Source organism: Bradyrhizobium sp. CCBAU 11357 (assembly GCF_028128865.1).
GTDB lineage: Bacteria > Pseudomonadota > Alphaproteobacteria > Rhizobiales > Xanthobacteraceae > Bradyrhizobium.
Genome location: NZ_LBJW01000017.1, coordinates 280994 through 295942 on the forward strand (window position 1 = coordinate 280994; position 14949 = coordinate 295942).

The following is a 14949-nucleotide window of genomic DNA, read 5'->3' on the forward strand; positions in this document are numbered from 1 at the left end:
CATAACCCGAAACAGCCCGGCCTGACGAAGAGGGGCGGTTCGCGAGTCGTTCGAAACGCGGGCCGGGTTGCGATGGACGCGGCAGCGTCGGCACGATTGGTAGCGGGCAGGGCGGGTAGTCCCTGTGAGTCCGCGGCCACGTGCAGACGAACGGCGCCGAAGTCCGGCGTAGCCTCTTGGCGAAGCCGGATGAGCTGCGTACGGCAAAACCGTGTGGTCCTGGCCGTCGTTGCTACGGTCAAGCTGCCTGCGGAGATGCGCGCGAGCCCAACCGGGCAGACGGCATCGTCAATTCGCGGGGCGAGGGAGGCCAGAAGGAATTCGGCTCCCGGGAGAGCGCGGCATAAGCCGTCCGACCATCGCGCAGGGAAGGCCGAGTGATCGGCGACACCTGTATGCTGCTGTGCGGTTTCTCTGCGTGTGCTTTCGCGCAGCGGACCGCGGGTGCCCGTCGGCACCCGGTCTTCCCTGCGCCCTTTTTCTTTTGGGGCGACGGAATGAAGCAAAGCTCGGGCGAGATGAGCCGCGAGGATGCGAAGCTGTGTCTGCGATCAAGACGCGAGTTCGAGAACGTCGCCGATGCCGCTGCGGAGGGATTCTGGATTGCTTCGCTGCGCTCGCAATGACGATGTGGAAGCAGGCGCGTGCCACATTCTCACTGTCATCGCCCGGCTTGACCGGGCGATCCAGTATTCCAGCGGCGGCTGTGATGGAATCGACAGGCTGCGGCGTACTGGATTCCCCGCCTTCGCGGGGAATGACACCAATGTTTTGGGCGACAGCGGGGGCTATCGCGAGCGAGCCCGAGGCTCACACTTCCCGTCGGCTCAAGAACGCCAGCCGCTCGAACAGATGCACGTCCTGCTCGTTCTTCAGCAGCGCGCCGTGCAGCGGCGGGATCAGTTTGCGCGGGTCGCGCTCCCGCAGTTGCTCGGCGCTCATGTCCTCGTTGAGCAGCAGCTTGAGCCAGTCCAAAAGCTCCGAGGTCGACGGCTTCTTCTTCAGGCCAGGCACCTCGCGCACCTCGAAGAAGATGCGCAACGCTTCCTCGACCAGGCGCTTCTTGATGCCGGGGAAGTGCACGTCGACGATGCGGCCCATCGTGTCGGCATCGGGGAACTTGATGTAGTGGAAGAAGCAGCGGCGCAGGAACGCGTCCGGCAGCTCCTTCTCGTTGTTGGAGGTGATCATCATGATCGGGCGCTGCTTGGCCTTGATCGTCTCGCCGGTCTCGTAGACATGGAATTCCATGCGGTCGAGCTCGAGCAGCAGGTCGTTCGGGAATTCGATGTCGGCCTTGTCGATCTCGTCGATCAGGAGCACCGGGCGCTGCTCGCTGGTGAAGGCGTCCCACAGCTTGCCGCGCTTGATGTAGTTCCGGATGTCGGACACGCGCTCATCGCCGAGCTGGCTGTCGCGCAGGCGCGACACCGCGTCGTATTCGTAGAGGCCCTGCTGCGCCTTGGTGGTGGACTTGATGTGCCAGGTGAGAAGCGGCGCGTTGAGCGCCTTCGCCACTTCCTCCGCCAGCACGGTCTTGCCGGTGCCGGGCTCGCCCTTCACCAGGAGCGGGCGCTCCAGCACGATCGAAGCGTTGACGGCGACCTTGAGGTCATCGGTCGCAACATAGTCCTTGGTGCCGGTAAATTTCATCGCGCGTCCTTGTTGGTCGTCGTCCCGGGAAATTGCCAATTGCATCGCCCCGGTCGCGACATGGGAACGGCCGCGCAGGGCGGCCGTTCCTGGTTCGGTCAGGCTTTCAGACCCGTCTTATCAGCGAAAGGATGACGAGCACAATCACCGCACCGATCGTGGCATCCACGATGGCGCCGATCGTGCCCGTTGCCAGCTGGATGTGCAGCTGCGGCAGCACCCAGCTCGCAACCAGCGCGCCGATGATGCCGACGACGATGTTGCCGACCAGCCCAAATCCCGCCCCGTGGACAATCTTGCCGGCTAGCCAGCCGGCGATCGCGCCAATGATGAGCGCCGCGACAATTCCCATTGCAAACGTCCCCCAAACAACCCCTTGAGGTCGGCAATTCTAGAGCAAAAAGCCTGCCGGTCCACGTTGAATCACCGCGGTCGTGATCTTGCTTCACCTCTCCCCAGCGGGGGAGAGGTCGATTTGCTCCCGGCGATGCGGAGCATCGTCCGGTGCAAATCGGGTGAGGGGGCGCCGGTCCCACGAGGAAGCGAAACCCCTCAGCCGGCACTGCGTGCCGGCCTCTCCCGATGGGAGAGGTGAAGCGCCGCCCCTTGACGTCAGCCACCCGACGGGCAATCTGTCACCCATGTTCCTGCAATTCTTCACCTCTCTGCGCGATGCGCAGGTCCCCGTGACGCTGCGCGAATACCTCACGCTGATGGAGGCGCTCGACGCCGACCTCGCCGACTACACGGTCGAGAACTTCTACTATTTGTCGCGCGCCTCGCTGGTGAAGGACGAGCGCAATCTCGACAAGTTCGACCGCGTCTTCGGCACGGTGTTCAAGGGGCTGGAAAGCCTGCTCGACGCCATGGACAAGGCGGAGATCCCCGAGGAGTGGCTGAAGAAGCTCGCTGAGAAGTATCTGACGGAAGAAGAGAAGAAGCAGATCGAGGCCATGGGCTGGGACAAGCTCATGGAGACGCTGAAGAAGCGCCTCGAGGAGCAGAAGGGCCGCCACCAGGGCGGCAGCAAATGGATAGGCACCGCCGGCACCTCGCCGTTCGGTGCGCACGGCTACAATCCCGAAGGCGTCCGTATCGGCCAGGAGAAGAACCGCAACAACCGCGCCGTGAAGGTGTGGGACAAGCGCGAGTTCAAGGATCTGGACGGCAACGTCGAGCTCGGCATCCGCAACATCAAGGTGGCGCTACGCCGCCTGCGCAAATTCGCCCGCACCGGCGCGCCCGACGAGCTCGATCTCGACACCACGATCCGCGAGACCGCCAATCACGGCTATCTCGACGTCCACATGCGGCCCGAGCGGCGCAACGCGGTGAAGCTCCTGGTGTTCTTCGACATCGGCGGCTCCATGGACGCGCATATCGAGCAGGTCGAGGAGCTGTTCTCGGCCGCGAAGAGCGAGTTCAAGCACATGGAGTATTTCTACTTCCACAACTGCCTCTATGAGGGCGTGTGGAAGCAGAACAAGCGCCGCTTCACCGATCGCACGCCGACCTGGGACGTGCTGCACAAATACCCGCACGACTACAAGGTCGTGTTCGTCGGCGACGCGTCGATGTCGCCTTACGAGATCATGGTGCCCGGCGGCTCGGTCGAGCACGTCAACGAGGAGCCCGGCTCGGTCTGGCTCGACCGCATCATCCGCACCTATCCGCACACGGTGTGGCTGAACCCGGTGCAGCAGAAGCACTGGGACTATTCGGAATCCACCACCATCATCAAGCGCATCTTCGCCAACCGGATGTATCCGATCACGATCGAAGGGCTGGAGAGTGCGATGAAGGAATTGACGCACTAGCTGTTGTCATTCCGGGGCGCGACGAAGTCGCGAGCCCGGAATCCATCGGGCCGCAGCACGCGTAGATCAATGGATTCCGGGCTCGCGCTACGCGCGCCCCGGAATGACAACAAGAGGGAGAACCATATGCCCCAGACCATCACCCGCGGCATCAAGGCGCTGATCGACGAGGCCAATGCCGAGATCGAGACGCTCACCGCCAAGGACGCGATCGAGATCTCCAAGAACGGCGACGTCGTCATCGTCGACATCCGCGATCCCCGCGAGATCGAGCGTGACGGTCGCATCCCCGGCGCCTTCGCCTGCACGCGCGGCATGCTCGAATTCTGGATCGACCCGCAGAGCCCCTACGCCAAGCCGGTCTTCCAGGAGGACAAGAAGTTCGTCTTCCACTGCGCCGGCGGCCTGCGCTCCGCACTCGCGGCCAAGACCGCGCAGGACATGGGCCTCAAGCCCGTCGCCCACATCGCCGGCGGCTACGCCGCCTGGCGCGATGCCGGCGGGCCGACGGAGAAGTGGGAGCCGAAGAAGAAGGGGTAACGTCATTCCGGGGCGCGCGAAGCGCGAGCCCGGAATCCATTCATCCACCGACACTGCCGCGCGATGGATTCCGGGCTCGCGCTACGCGTGCCCCGGAATGACAGCAAGGAAAAGCCAATGACCGCCCCCGACCCCCTCGTCTCCACCGAATGGCTCGCCGCTCACATGGGCGATTCCAACGTCAAGATCCTCGACGCCAGCTTCAAGCTGCCGGGTGTGCTGCCGCTGCCGAAGGACGACTACCTCGCGGCGCATCTGCCTGGCGCCGTGTTCTTCGATGTCGATGCGGTCTCGGATCATTCCAACCCGCTGCCGCACATGTTTCCAAGCGCCGAGCAGTTCGGCCGCGACGTCGGCAATCTCGGCATCGGAAATAGCGACACCGTCGTCCTCTACGATGCCGGCGGCTGGGTCGCAGCGCCGCGTGCCTGGTGGATGTTCCTGTCCTACGGCCATAGCAAGGTGCGCATCCTCAATGGCGGCCTGCAGAAGTGGCGCACTGAGGGACGTGCGACCGAGAGCGGCGAGGTCAAGCCGAAGCCGGCGACGTTCAAGGCGAGCTACGATTCAAACCGCGTGCGCAGCATGCAGCAGCTGATCGCCAACGTCGAAAGCCGCAAGGAGCAGGTGATCGACGCGCGCGCTGCCGATCGCTTCGAAGGCCGCGCGCCCGAGCCGCGGCCGGGCATCCGCTCCGGCCACATCCCCGGCGCCCGCAACGTGCCCTACAACCTGTTGTTCGACGCCGCGACCGGCGAGATGAAGCCGCTCGAGGATCTGCGCGCCGCCTTCACCAATGTCGGCGTCAAGCTGGATGCGCCGATCGTGACGAGCTGCGGCTCGGGCGTCTCCGCCGGGGTGCTGACGCTCGCGCTCTACCGCCTCGGCATCACCGACACCGCGCTCTATGACGGCTCGTGGTCGGAATGGGGCCAGGCCGGCGGCCCGGCCATCGCGACCGGGCCGGCGTGAGGTTGTCGGAGTGAAGGGTCAGCGCGTGCGTGCGGTCGTTGTTGTCGCCAAAGCCGGCTGCCGCTGACCGAACGGATCAAGCTGCTGCTGCTGCTGCTGCAGCTGCTGAGGCGGCGGGCGCCGCACCACGCGCTGGGGCTTCTTGGCCTTCGCCTTGCGCTTGGTCGCCTTGCTGTCCGACTTGCCGCTCTCGGCCTTGGCTTTCGCCGGCGCATCGCTGGCGGCCGGGGCAGCGTTCAGCGCAGCGAGCCTTGCCGAGGCGACATCGATCGCCGCGGCCGCGAGGGCGGTGTCGGCCTGTGCCGGCTCGCTGGCGGTCACGGCAGGCTGGGCCTCGGGGATCGCGGCCGTGGTGTCGGCGGGGGTCAGCGTATCCGTGGAAGCCGGCGCGGCGGCCGCCACGATCGGTTCGGGCCTGGCTGGCTCGACGGCCGGCACTTCGGCCAGGCGCGCGGCGGCCTCAGGCTGAACGTCGGTCTCGGTCGTCAGTGCGGCAACTTGGTCGGGCTCGCTCAGGGGCAGCGCGATGGTCGGCACCTGGTCGCGGAGCGATGGCGTGGTCTCGGCGGGCGGCTCCGGTTCGGGCCGCAGCACCGCGAGCACCGGCTGGGCCGGCTCTGGCGCTTGCGCAAACACCTGCTCCTGCGGGCCGTTCCGCCAGCCGGGGTTGCTGGCATATTGCTGATGGGTCGCCCGCAGCAGCGCGGCGGCCCCTAGGCCGAACACCAGGATGGAGGTTGACAGCAGGATCGCGGCAAACAGGAAGCGAAAGCCGGGAAGCATCGAGCGGTTGCGAATTTCCGCCCCGGCGGCGGAGTGGCCGGGGCCCAAGAGCCATCTGAACGCGGTGACGGTACTGCTGGCCGCGTTCGCCACGCGGGACCGAAGCTCAAAAAGGTGGCGAATCAGGCTGATTCGACCATATCGCAACGCTTCCGGATCGTTCCGTTAAAATCGCGGCCCAACATCGCGGCAATTGATGGCGCGATACGATTTCAGCCCCGTGATGCAACGGGGCAACGGTAGTCTTGCGGATCACAAAACGGCAAGTCCGGCGCAAATAAGCCTGATATGTCTTGAATGTGCCGCTATCTTCCGTCATCTGGCCGTTAACGGTCCGATCGGGCTTGGGGACTATACAAGAGCGATGATGATCAAACATTTTCTGACGATATGCGCTGCCGCAACAGTCGCTGCGGCGGGAACCTCGCTCGCTCAGGCTCAGAGCTATCCGGTCCAGCAGGTCCCGAGCTATGGCGCCCCGGCCGAATATCGGCCCGGTGACCGCGTACCGAATTTCGACGCGCTCGATGAAGACGACGACGCGATGCCGCATGCCTCGCTGCCGCCGCCCGGTCCGGCTGACGATCCGCGCTACGGCCGTCCGATGGGCGCGCCTCCGGTCTATTCGGCCGCCCCGCCGCAAGGCCCGGTGATGTCGCCGGATGATCCGCGTTACGGTCGTCCGGCTGGCGCCCCGCCGGTCTATTCGGCAGCGCCGCAGGGCCCTGTGATGTCGCCCGACGATCCCCGCTACGGCCGGCCCGCCGGTCCGCCGGCGGTGATCTACGCCGACCGTCCCCCTCAGCAGGCGCCTGCCAATGATGGCCTGCGTCCGCCCGAGGCTGTCGGCGGTCCTGCCGCGACCGGCACGGTCCAGGCCGGGCAGCCGCCCGTGGGCACGGATGGCCGCCCGGTGACCTTGGCCGCGCTGCCGCCCGAGGAGCAGCCCGATGCCGCGCCGGTGCAGCTGCCGCCGAACCTGCGCCGTCAGGAGGTCGCGTTCCAGACCAAGGAGCCGGCCGGCACGCTCGTGGTCGATACGCCCAACACCTACCTCTATTACGTGCTTGGAGGCGGCCGCGCGATCCGCTACGGCGTCCGTGTCGGCCGCGACGGCTTCACCTGGACCGGCGTGCAGAAGATCACCCGCAAGGCCGAGTGGCCGGATTGGCATCCGCCGACCGAGATGATCGAGCGTCAGCCCTATCTGCCGCGCTTCATGGCCGGCGGCCCCGGCAATCCGCTCGGCGCCCGCGCGATGTATCTCGGCTCGACCGTGTATCGCATCCACGGCACCAACCAGCCCTCGACCATCGGCAAGTTCGTCTCGTCGGGCTGCATCGGCATGCTGAACGAGGACGTCTCGGACCTGTTCGATCGCGTCAAGGTCGGCACCCGCGTTGTCGTGATGCCGGGCGGCCCGCCACCGGGAACGGCAACGGCGTCCGCCGCGCCGACGCAGAGCGCGGCCGGGCCGGCTCCGATGTCCGCCCAGGCGGGCCCGGTCCCGGGGACGCAGCCCACCGTCGTGCCGCCGCTGCCCGCGCCGGTCACCGTGCGCTGAGCGCCTCGACATCAATGAGATTGCGAAGGGCGTGCCGTCGGCACGCCCTTTTGATTTCAGGCCAGCCTGCGCGGCAGCTCGCCGCCCTTGGTGAAGGCGTCGATCGCCTCGACCATCTGGCCGTAATGGATGCGCAGACCATCCGTGGTGGCGTAGCCCAGATGCGGCGTCAGCACGACATTGTCGAGCTTGCGGAAGGGATGGTCGACCGGCAGCGGCTCGACCGAGAACACGTCCAGGCCTGCACCCGCGATCTTGCGCTCCTGCAAGGCTTCCAGCAGCGCCTGCTCATCCACGATCGGCCCGCGTGCGGTGTTGACGAGGAAGGCCGTCGGCTTCATCCGCGCAAGATCCGCGCGGCTCACGAGGCCACGCGAGCGCTCGCTCAGCACCACGTGGATGGTGACGATGTCGGCCTTGGCGAATAGCTCCTCCTTGGTGGCGTAGCCGACGCCGACAGCCGCGCACTTCTCCGGCGTCAGGTTCAGGCTCCAGGCGATCACGTTCATGCCGAACGCCTTCGCAATGCCCGCCATCTTGCTGCCGAGCTTGCCGAGCCCGACGATGCCGAGCGTCAGGCCGTCGATCTCGACGCCGGCAAATGTCTGCCAGGATTCGCCCGCATGCATCCGCGCGTTCTCGCGGCCGATGCCGCGGGTCAATTCCAGGATCAGGCCCATCGCGAGCGGCGCGGTCGGATCGCGCGAATATTGCGTGCCGCCGATGGCGATGCCGCGTCCCTTTGCAGCCTCGATGTCGATGGCAGCGTTGCGCATGCCCGACGTCAGCAGCAGCTTCAGCTTCGGCAGGCGATCGAACAAGCTCTTGGGAAACGCCGTGCGCTCGCGCATCGCGCAGATGATCTCGAAGTCGGCGAGCGCGCTGGCCGCGGCCTGCTCGGAGGCGAAGGGATGGCTGAACACGGTGACGTCGAGGCGGTCCGACAATTTCTGCCAGTCGGCGACGTCGAGGGCGAGGTTGAAATAGTCGTCGAGGATTGCGCAGCGCAGCCGGCTCATCAGCGTTCGTCCATGGCGAGAGGTGAAGGCGCCGGGCGGGCGCCGTCGTCGGAACCTCGCCATGGTTGCGCGCAATCGCGCCACCGCGCAAGCAGCCTGCGCCTTCAAAAGTCCGATAGGAAGTCGTCGCTCAGACGTCGCGGGGCTTCAAGCGGAACGGCGCATCCATGCCGTGCTTGGCGCGCCAGGCGGGGCCGGGGCCGCGCATGTAATGCAGCTCGGGCCGGTAGGGATTGAAGGCGGTGGCGAAGAAGCGCTTCCAGAAGGCCTTGATCTCCGAGGCGAACCCGGAGACGCGCCCGGCTCCTGCCGGAACGGGAAGAGAATGGGTCTCGATCAGAGCCATGATGCGGCCTCGCTGTGCTCCCCGTTCGTTCTGAGCGGGTGGCGCTGTTTCCGCGCGAAACCGAGCTTTGGCCTGATTTATTAAAAGATGGTTTCAATTGTCCGGATCGGTGGCCGGATGGTGTCTGTCCCGTATTCATCCGTGGTGAACGGAGGGAAAACGTTGCCCTTTGAGGGCGGGATCGTTACATCGCTGGCGAAGCAAATTTCCTCAAATCGAAGGTTTCACGGGACCGATGGCGCGCCAGTTCATCTATTTCATGCAGGGCCTGACCAAGAGCTACCCGACCCGGAAGGTGCTCGATAACATCCATCTGAGCTTCTACCCGGACGCCAAGATCGGCGTGCTCGGCGTCAACGGCTCGGGTAAGTCGACGCTGCTCAAGATCATGGCCGGTCTCGACAAGGAATACACCGGTGAGGCCTGGGTCGCCGAGGGTGCCCGCGTCGGCTATCTGGAGCAGGAGCCGCACCTCGATCCCAAGCTGACCGTGCGCGAGAACGTCATGCAGGGCGTCGCCAAGCAGAAGGCGATCCTCGACCGCTACAACGAGCTCGCGGTCAACTATTCGGACGAGACCGCCGACGAGATGACCAAGCTGCAGGACGAGATCGAGGCCCAGGGCCTGTGGGATCTCGACAGCAAGGTCGATCAGGCCATGGACGCGCTGCGCTGTCCGCCCGATGATGCAGACGTGACCAAGCTCTCGGGCGGTGAGCGCCGCCGCGTCGCGCTGTGCCGCCTGCTGCTCGACCAGCCCGAGCTCTTGCTGCTGGACGAGCCGACCAACCATCTCGATGCGGAATCCGTGTCGTGGCTGGAAGGGCACCTGCGCAACTATCCCGGCGCGATCCTGATCGTCACCCACGACCGCTACTTCCTCGACAACGTCACCGGCTGGATCCTCGAGCTCGATCGCGGCCGCGGCATCCCGTACGAAGGCAATTACTCGTCCTGGCTGGTGCAGAAGCAGAAGCGTCTGGAGCAGGAAGGCCGCGAGGACGCCGCGCACCAGAAGACGCTCGCGCGCGAGCAGGAATGGGTGGCGTCTTCGCCCAAGGCACGCCAGGCCAAGTCCAAAGCGCGCTACCAGCGTTATGAGGAACTGCTCAAGCAGGCCAGCGAGAAACAGACTCAGACCGCGCAGATCATCATCCCTGTCGCTGAGCGGCTCGGCGCCAACGTGGTCGACTTCGAAGGTCTCAGCAAAGGCTATGGCGATCGCTTGTTGATCGACGATCTCACCTTCAAGCTGCCGCCCGGCGGCATCGTCGGTGTGATCGGTGCCAACGGCGCCGGCAAGACCACGCTGTTCAAGATGATCACCAAGCAGGAGCAGCCGGACAAGGGCTCGATCACGGTCGGCGAGACCGTGCATCTCGGCTATGTCGACCAGTCGCGCGACGCGCTCGACGGCAAGAAGACCGTTTGGGAGGAGATCTCCGGCGGCAACGAATTGATCCTGCTCGGCAAGAAGGAAGTCAATTCGCGCGGCTATTGCTCGTCGTTCAACTTCAAGGGCGCGGACCAGCAGAAGAAGGTCGGCGCGCTCTCGGGCGGTGAACGCAACCGCGTGCATCTCGCAAAAATGCTGAAGTCCGGCGCCAACGTCCTGCTGCTCGACGAGCCGACCAACGACCTCGACGTCGATACGCTGCGCGCGCTCGAAGAGGCGCTGGAGGATTTCGCCGGCTGCGCCGTCATCATCAGCCACGATCGCTGGTTCCTCGACCGCATCGCGACGCACATCCTCGCCTTCGAGGGCGAGAGCCACGTCGAATGGTTCGAAGGCAATTTCCAGGATTACGAGAAGGACAAGATGCGCCGGCTCGGCCAGGACAGCATCATCCCGCACCGCGTGAAGTACAAGAAGCTGACGCGGTGATGGCGGCATGATGCGGCGGGCGCTCATCGCTGCGGTGATCGTCATCACCTGCGCTTGGTCGCCCGCCCGTGCTGCCGACGCCGCCTTCACGCAGTTCATCGCCTCGCTGTGGCCGGAAGCCCAACAGGCCGGCGTCTCGCGCGCAACGTTCGACGAACAGACGCGCGGGCTGGAGCCCGATTACAAGCTGCCCGATCTGCTCTTGCCCGGGCGGCCGGCGACCGGCGCGCCGTCGCAGGCCGAGTTCGTGCAGGTGCCGGCGGACTACGTCAAGGAAGCTTCGATCGCGCGGCTGGCCGGCGAGGGCCAACGGCTGCTGCAGAAATATCGCGCGGCGCTGACCGAGATCGAGAAGAGCTCCGGCGTGCCGGCAACGGTGATGCTTGCGATCTGGGGCCGCGAGACCGACTATGGCCGCTACACGCTCCCTTATGATCTGGTTCGTGTGCTGGCGACGCAGGCCTATGTCGGCCGGCGCAAGGATCAGTATCGCAACGAGTTCATCCTCGCGCTGAAGATCCTCGGCGAAGGCGTGGTGACGCGCAAGGACATGCGCTCGTCCTGGGCGGGTGCCACCGGGCTCACGCAATTCCTGCCGTCCGAATATTACAAGCACGGCGTCGATTTCGACGGCGATGGCCGCATCGACATCTGGCACTCCGTGCCGGATGCGCTGGCCTCGGCCGCGCAGCAGCTCGTCAACAAGGGCTGGCAGAGCGGCCTGCGTTGGGCCTACGAGGTGCAGGCCCCGGCCAAGGTCGATTGCACGACGGGCGTGCCGGAGGTGACCAAGCCGATCGGCCAATGGCTGCGCGAGGGTTTTGTCCCGGTGCGCGGCCAAAAGCTCAGCGCGGCCGAGCAGGCGCAGCCGGCCTCGCTGCTCCAGCCCGAGGGCATCTACGGGCCGTCGTTCCTGACCACGAAGAACTACTTCGTCATCAAGGAATACAATTTCTCCGATCTCTACGTGCTGTTCGTCGGCCATCTCAGCGACCGCATGATGAGCCCGCTGCCCTTCGCAACGCCCTGGTCGGCTTCGAAGCAGTTGCGCACCAAGGACGTCGAGACCATGCAGCGCGGGCTGACGCGCATCGGACTCTACAAGGACAAGATCGACGGCAAGGCCGGCATGCAGACGCGCGCCGCGCTCGGCGCTTATCAGAAGTCGGCGGGACTCAAAGTCGATTGCTGGCCGAGTGAAGAGGTGCTGCGTTCGATCCAGGCGGCGCGATAACGTTTGAGCAAAGAAAAAGCCCGGCCGATGCTCTCGGCCGGGCTCTTGATCGCGGCGCGCATGCGCCAGGCGATCAGATCAGTAGCAGACGCGAATCGGACGGCTGACCCAGCCGTAGCCATCCCAATAGCGCTCGCGGCGCCAGTAGCAGGGCGCGGGCGGCGGGGGCTCGGCAACGTAAACGGGGCCGCCATAGGCGGGCCGGCTCGACGCGATGGCGCCGCCGACGATCGCGCCGCCGATCAGGCCGGCTGCGATGCCGGCGCCGATGTTGTCACCGGCTTTGGCGGACGGAGCAGCGGTCACCAGCGAACCGGCGACCGTCGCGACCGTGAGGGCGGCAACTAAAGTCTTGTTCATGCTCTTGGCTCTCCTGGGAGATGGGTTCCTCCTGTTAGAGGCGCCCGGGTTTCAAAGGTTCACGCACACTCTGATGGAAATTGGCCTTGCAGCTAGGAAGCGCGCAAATGGTCAATCCACGGTAAACGCACACGGACCTGTGACGAGAAAAAGCGGTCTTTTTCAGGCCCCGAGATGAACGGCAACTCCGTAGTCAACCGGCTTGGCGTGCCTCAGCCGCAGACTCGGACGCGACGGACGCGCCAGGCATAGCCATCCCAGAAGCGCTGCTTCTGCCAGACGCAGCCGCCGTAATAGTCGTCGGCCACATAGCCTGGACCAGGGGCGTAGTAGCGCGGCGGGTAGTAGCCCGGCTGATAGTAGCCATAGCCGGGTCCGTAATAATACGGAGAAGCCAATGCGCCGCCGACAATGGCGCCGCCGATGATCCCGGCTGCCACGCCTGCCGCGACGCCGCGCTGGGCATGGGCCGGCGATCCGGCCGTCAGGGCCAGGGTGGCGACGGCAGCGACCGCCAGGAGCGACTTCTTCATTGCTTGACCTTTCAGACCGACACACGGGAACCCTTTGGGCCGCAAGGTTCCATATTTCGCTGAAATGATCAATGAACGGCACCTTTGCCGGAGACGACCAAGTAATATGGGCCCCACTGGGAGACGATGATGGGCAACGCGATGGTCAATGCCTTGATTGCGGCCGGGATCGTTTTCGCGATCGGCTACGGCTGGATCGCACATCTCCAGAACCGCGCACGGCGCTCCCGCGCCACCGCAGGCAGCGACGGCGGGAGTGGCGGCGGGGACAGCAGCTATTCCGGGACGAGTGACGGCTTCTCGCTGGGAAGCTGGTTCTCCGGCGGCAGTTCGGGGAGCTCGAGCGACGGCGGCAGCTGTTCGAACAGCGATAGCGGCAGCAGCAGCGGCGGCGACTGCGGAGGCGGTGGCGACGGTGGAGGAGGCGGTGGCGGCGACTAGTCCGGCCCAATCTTGATCCAGCGCAACAGCTAATTTTAGAGCCGTTCTAGGCTTTGATCAGGCCAGTTTGGAATAGCTTCAAATACCGGTTTTTCCTTTTGCATCCGGCCGGCCTGTTAAATATCGATGATGGCGCATCACCGAAAGGCCTGCCGCTTCCATGATCGTTTGTTCCTGTAACGTGCTGAGCGATGACGATATCCGCGCCGCCGTCGCCGAGTCCGACGATGCCGTGCGCCATGCCAAACAGGTCTATGGGTGTCTCGGCTGTAGCGCCGAATGCGGCCGCTGCGCGCGGACGATCAAGACCATCATCGACGAAGCGCTTGGGCCCTGCGCGCAGTCCTGCTGCGCCGGCTGTCCGCATAGCCACACCGTGGCCGCCAACGACGAGACCGCCGAGCCCGCCGAGTTCGCGCTCGCGGCCTGCTGAAAACTTCCGCAACCCCGGCTGAGCTTTTCCCCGGCTGCGTTCCCGCAGCCGGTTGCCCTCGTTCGCAAAGTGATTTAGAAGCGTTCTAAATTCGGTTTAGGGCCGATTTGGATTGCAAGAGCTGGAGTGAACCATGCAGGGCGACGCAAAGGTCATCGAATATCTCAACAAGGCGCTGCGTCATGAGCTGACTGCGATCAATCAGTACTGGCTGCATTACCGCTTCCTCGACAATTGGGGCCTGCTGGACATGGCCAAGGTCTGGCGCAAGGAGTCCATCGAGGAGATGGAGCACGCCGACAAGCTCACCGAGCGTATCCTGTTCTTCGACGGCTTTCCGAACATGCAGGTGCTCGACCCCCTGCGCATCGGCCAGAACGTCAAGGAGATCATCGAGTGCGATCTCGCCGCCGAGATGAGCGCGCGGGCGCTCTATCAGGAAGCGGCGACCTACTGCCACAGCGTCAAGGACTATGTCACCCGCGACCTGTTCGAGAAGCTGATGAGCGACGAGGAGCATCACATCGACTTCCTCGAAACCCAGCTCGATTTGATCGGCCGCATCGGCCTCGAACTCTACACCCAGAAGCATGTCGGCGGGCTGGAAGGCGACGGGCATTAAGCGCTAACGCCGCGACAGAGGCCGTCGCGACACACTCCCAAGTCGTCCCCGCGAAAGCGGGGACCCATAACCCCAGGGAGGAGTGTGGCGCGAGGCTGGGACGACGCTGTGATGCCGTGCGGCCTACAGCTGCGTCTTGTAGAGCTCTTCCACGGCCTCCTGGCTCGCGGGCTCGCCGAGGCCGGTCTGCTCGTGAACGACCGTGACGATGCTCGGCATCACCGAGCGCGGCACCTTCTCCGACGACCACAGCTTCGAGCGCATCAGCGCCTTGCCGCAGTGAAAATAGACTTCGCTCACGGTGACGTTCAGCACCGCGCGCGGCGGCTTGCCGAATTCCTCCATCGAGGCGAGCAGATCCTGGTCGGCCGACAGCGTGCCGCGTCCGCCGACGCGTAGCGTCTCGTCGATGCCCGGCACGAAGAACAGCAAATGCACGAAGCCTGAGCCTTCGACCACGTTGCGGAAACTGTCGATGCGGTTGTTGCCGGAGCGGTCGGGCATCAGCAGCTGGTTGGGGCCGGCGACGCGGACGAAGCCGATGCCGCCGCCGCGCGGCGAAGCGTCGACGCTGCCGTCCGCGCCCGATGTCGCGAGCACGCAGAACGGCGACATCTCGATGAACTTCTTCGCGTGTGCGTCGATCGCGGGCCGTGCTTTCGCGATCACGCGCGGGCTCGGCTTGGCATAGATGGTGGCGAGGTCTTCGGCGCTAAGATCGGTCAACGGCGTGCCTCCGCTTCAAGC

Annotated in this window: 18 protein-coding genes; 10 read left to right on the forward strand and 8 right to left on the reverse strand. The window is 65.1% G+C overall.

Translation table 11 applies throughout. The features are described 5' to 3' along the window. Positions 1-377 precede the first annotated feature (377 nt). Entirely contained in the window at positions 378-626 is a 249-nt protein-coding gene (locus tag XI05_RS06270; RefSeq protein ID WP_271499816.1) for a hypothetical protein, read from the forward strand. Positions 627-810: 184 nt separating this feature from the next. Here the strand turns inward: XI05_RS06270 and XI05_RS06275 are convergent, their stop codons facing one another. Together XI05_RS06275 and XI05_RS06280 are read right to left on the reverse strand one after the other, a co-directional pair. Beyond that, a complete protein-coding gene (locus XI05_RS06275) occupies positions 811-1653 on the reverse strand; it encodes an AAA family ATPase (RefSeq protein WP_172786789.1) in 843 nt (280 codons plus the stop codon). Positions 1654-1759: 106 nt separating this feature from the next. Further along, complete coding sequence (locus XI05_RS06280; protein ID WP_172786788.1) at positions 1760-2005, reverse strand: GlsB/YeaQ/YmgE family stress response membrane protein; 246 nt, start codon at positions 2003-2005, stop codon at positions 1760-1762. Positions 2006-2294: 289 nt separating this feature from the next. On the opposite strand from XI05_RS06280, the gene XI05_RS06285 reads away from it, so the two are divergent. The 3 genes from XI05_RS06285 to sseA all read left to right on the forward strand — a co-directional run bounded on the left by XI05_RS06285 (position 2295) and on the right by sseA (position 4982). Further along, positions 2295-3470 carry a vWA domain-containing protein gene (locus XI05_RS06285; protein ID WP_260383638.1) on the forward strand — a complete coding sequence of 392 codons (1176 nt, stop codon included), beginning with the start codon at positions 2295-2297 and terminating at the stop codon, positions 3468-3470. Between the two features lie 126 nt (positions 3471-3596). Next, positions 3597-4010: a rhodanese-like domain-containing protein gene (locus XI05_RS06290; RefSeq protein WP_257193215.1), complete on the forward strand. Its 414-nt coding sequence runs from the start codon at positions 3597-3599 to the stop codon at positions 4008-4010. A gap of 117 nt (positions 4011-4127) precedes the next feature. Beyond that, the gene (gene sseA, locus XI05_RS06295) at positions 4128-4982 is read left to right on the forward strand and encodes a 3-mercaptopyruvate sulfurtransferase (RefSeq protein ID WP_271499819.1); all 855 of its coding nucleotides are present in this window, start codon (positions 4128-4130) and stop codon (positions 4980-4982) included. 18 nt (positions 4983-5000) lie between these two features. Here the strand turns inward: sseA and XI05_RS06300 are convergent, their stop codons facing one another. After that, a complete protein-coding gene (locus XI05_RS06300) occupies positions 5001-5765 on the reverse strand; it encodes a hypothetical protein (RefSeq protein ID WP_271499822.1) in 765 nt (254 codons plus the stop codon). A gap of 367 nt (positions 5766-6132) precedes the next feature. Between XI05_RS06300 and XI05_RS06305 the strand changes: the two genes are divergently transcribed. Next, positions 6133-7329, forward strand: a complete 1197-nt coding sequence (locus XI05_RS06305; RefSeq protein ID WP_212254549.1) for a L,D-transpeptidase family protein — start codon at positions 6133-6135, stop codon at positions 7327-7329. Between the two features lie 56 nt (positions 7330-7385). Here XI05_RS06305 and XI05_RS06310 read toward each other — a convergent pair whose 3' ends face one another. Then, complete coding sequence (locus XI05_RS06310; protein ID WP_271499825.1) at positions 7386-8348, reverse strand: D-2-hydroxyacid dehydrogenase family protein; 963 nt, start codon at positions 8346-8348, stop codon at positions 7386-7388. Between the two features lie 130 nt (positions 8349-8478). Then, on the reverse strand, positions 8479-8694 hold the full coding sequence (locus tag XI05_RS06315) for a hypothetical protein (protein WP_271499828.1): 216 nt from the start codon (positions 8692-8694) through the stop codon (positions 8479-8481). Between the two features lie 235 nt (positions 8695-8929). Between XI05_RS06315 and ettA the strand changes: the two genes are divergently transcribed. Then, positions 8930-10579, forward strand: a complete 1650-nt coding sequence (gene ettA / locus XI05_RS06320) for an energy-dependent translational throttle protein EttA (RefSeq protein WP_271499830.1) — start codon at positions 8930-8932, stop codon at positions 10577-10579. Between the two features lie 7 nt (positions 10580-10586). After that, entirely contained in the window at positions 10587-11813 is a 1227-nt protein-coding gene (locus XI05_RS06325) for a lytic murein transglycosylase (protein ID WP_271499832.1), read from the forward strand. A gap of 78 nt (positions 11814-11891) precedes the next feature. On the opposite strand, the gene XI05_RS06330 is transcribed toward XI05_RS06325, so the two are convergent. Beyond that, complete coding sequence (locus tag XI05_RS06330) at positions 11892-12173, reverse strand: hypothetical protein (protein WP_271499835.1); 282 nt, start codon at positions 12171-12173, stop codon at positions 11892-11894. Between the two features lie 212 nt (positions 12174-12385). After that, a complete protein-coding gene (locus XI05_RS06335) occupies positions 12386-12706 on the reverse strand; it encodes a hypothetical protein (RefSeq protein ID WP_271499837.1) in 321 nt (106 codons plus the stop codon). Between the two features lie 129 nt (positions 12707-12835). Here XI05_RS06335 and XI05_RS06340 point away from each other — a divergent pair, with 129 nt between their 5' ends. The 3 genes from XI05_RS06340 (at position 12836) to bfr (ending at position 14202) form a co-directional block, all read left to right on the forward strand. Continuing rightward, the gene (locus tag XI05_RS06340; RefSeq protein ID WP_271499839.1) at positions 12836-13147 is read left to right on the forward strand and encodes a hypothetical protein; all 312 of its coding nucleotides are present in this window, start codon (positions 12836-12838) and stop codon (positions 13145-13147) included. Between the two features lie 160 nt (positions 13148-13307). Next, complete coding sequence (locus tag XI05_RS06345; protein ID WP_172786777.1) at positions 13308-13580, forward strand: (2Fe-2S)-binding protein; 273 nt, start codon at positions 13308-13310, stop codon at positions 13578-13580. Between the two features lie 133 nt (positions 13581-13713). Then, positions 13714-14202 (forward strand): bacterioferritin, encoded by a 489-nt coding sequence (gene bfr / locus XI05_RS06350; RefSeq protein WP_172786776.1) that lies wholly within the window; start codon positions 13714-13716, stop codon positions 14200-14202. A gap of 123 nt (positions 14203-14325) precedes the next feature. On the opposite strand, the gene XI05_RS06355 is transcribed toward bfr, so the two are convergent. Then, positions 14326-14928 (reverse strand): MSMEG_1061 family FMN-dependent PPOX-type flavoprotein, encoded by a 603-nt coding sequence (locus XI05_RS06355; RefSeq protein ID WP_271499842.1) that lies wholly within the window; start codon positions 14926-14928, stop codon positions 14326-14328. Positions 14929-14949 lie beyond the last annotated feature (21 nt).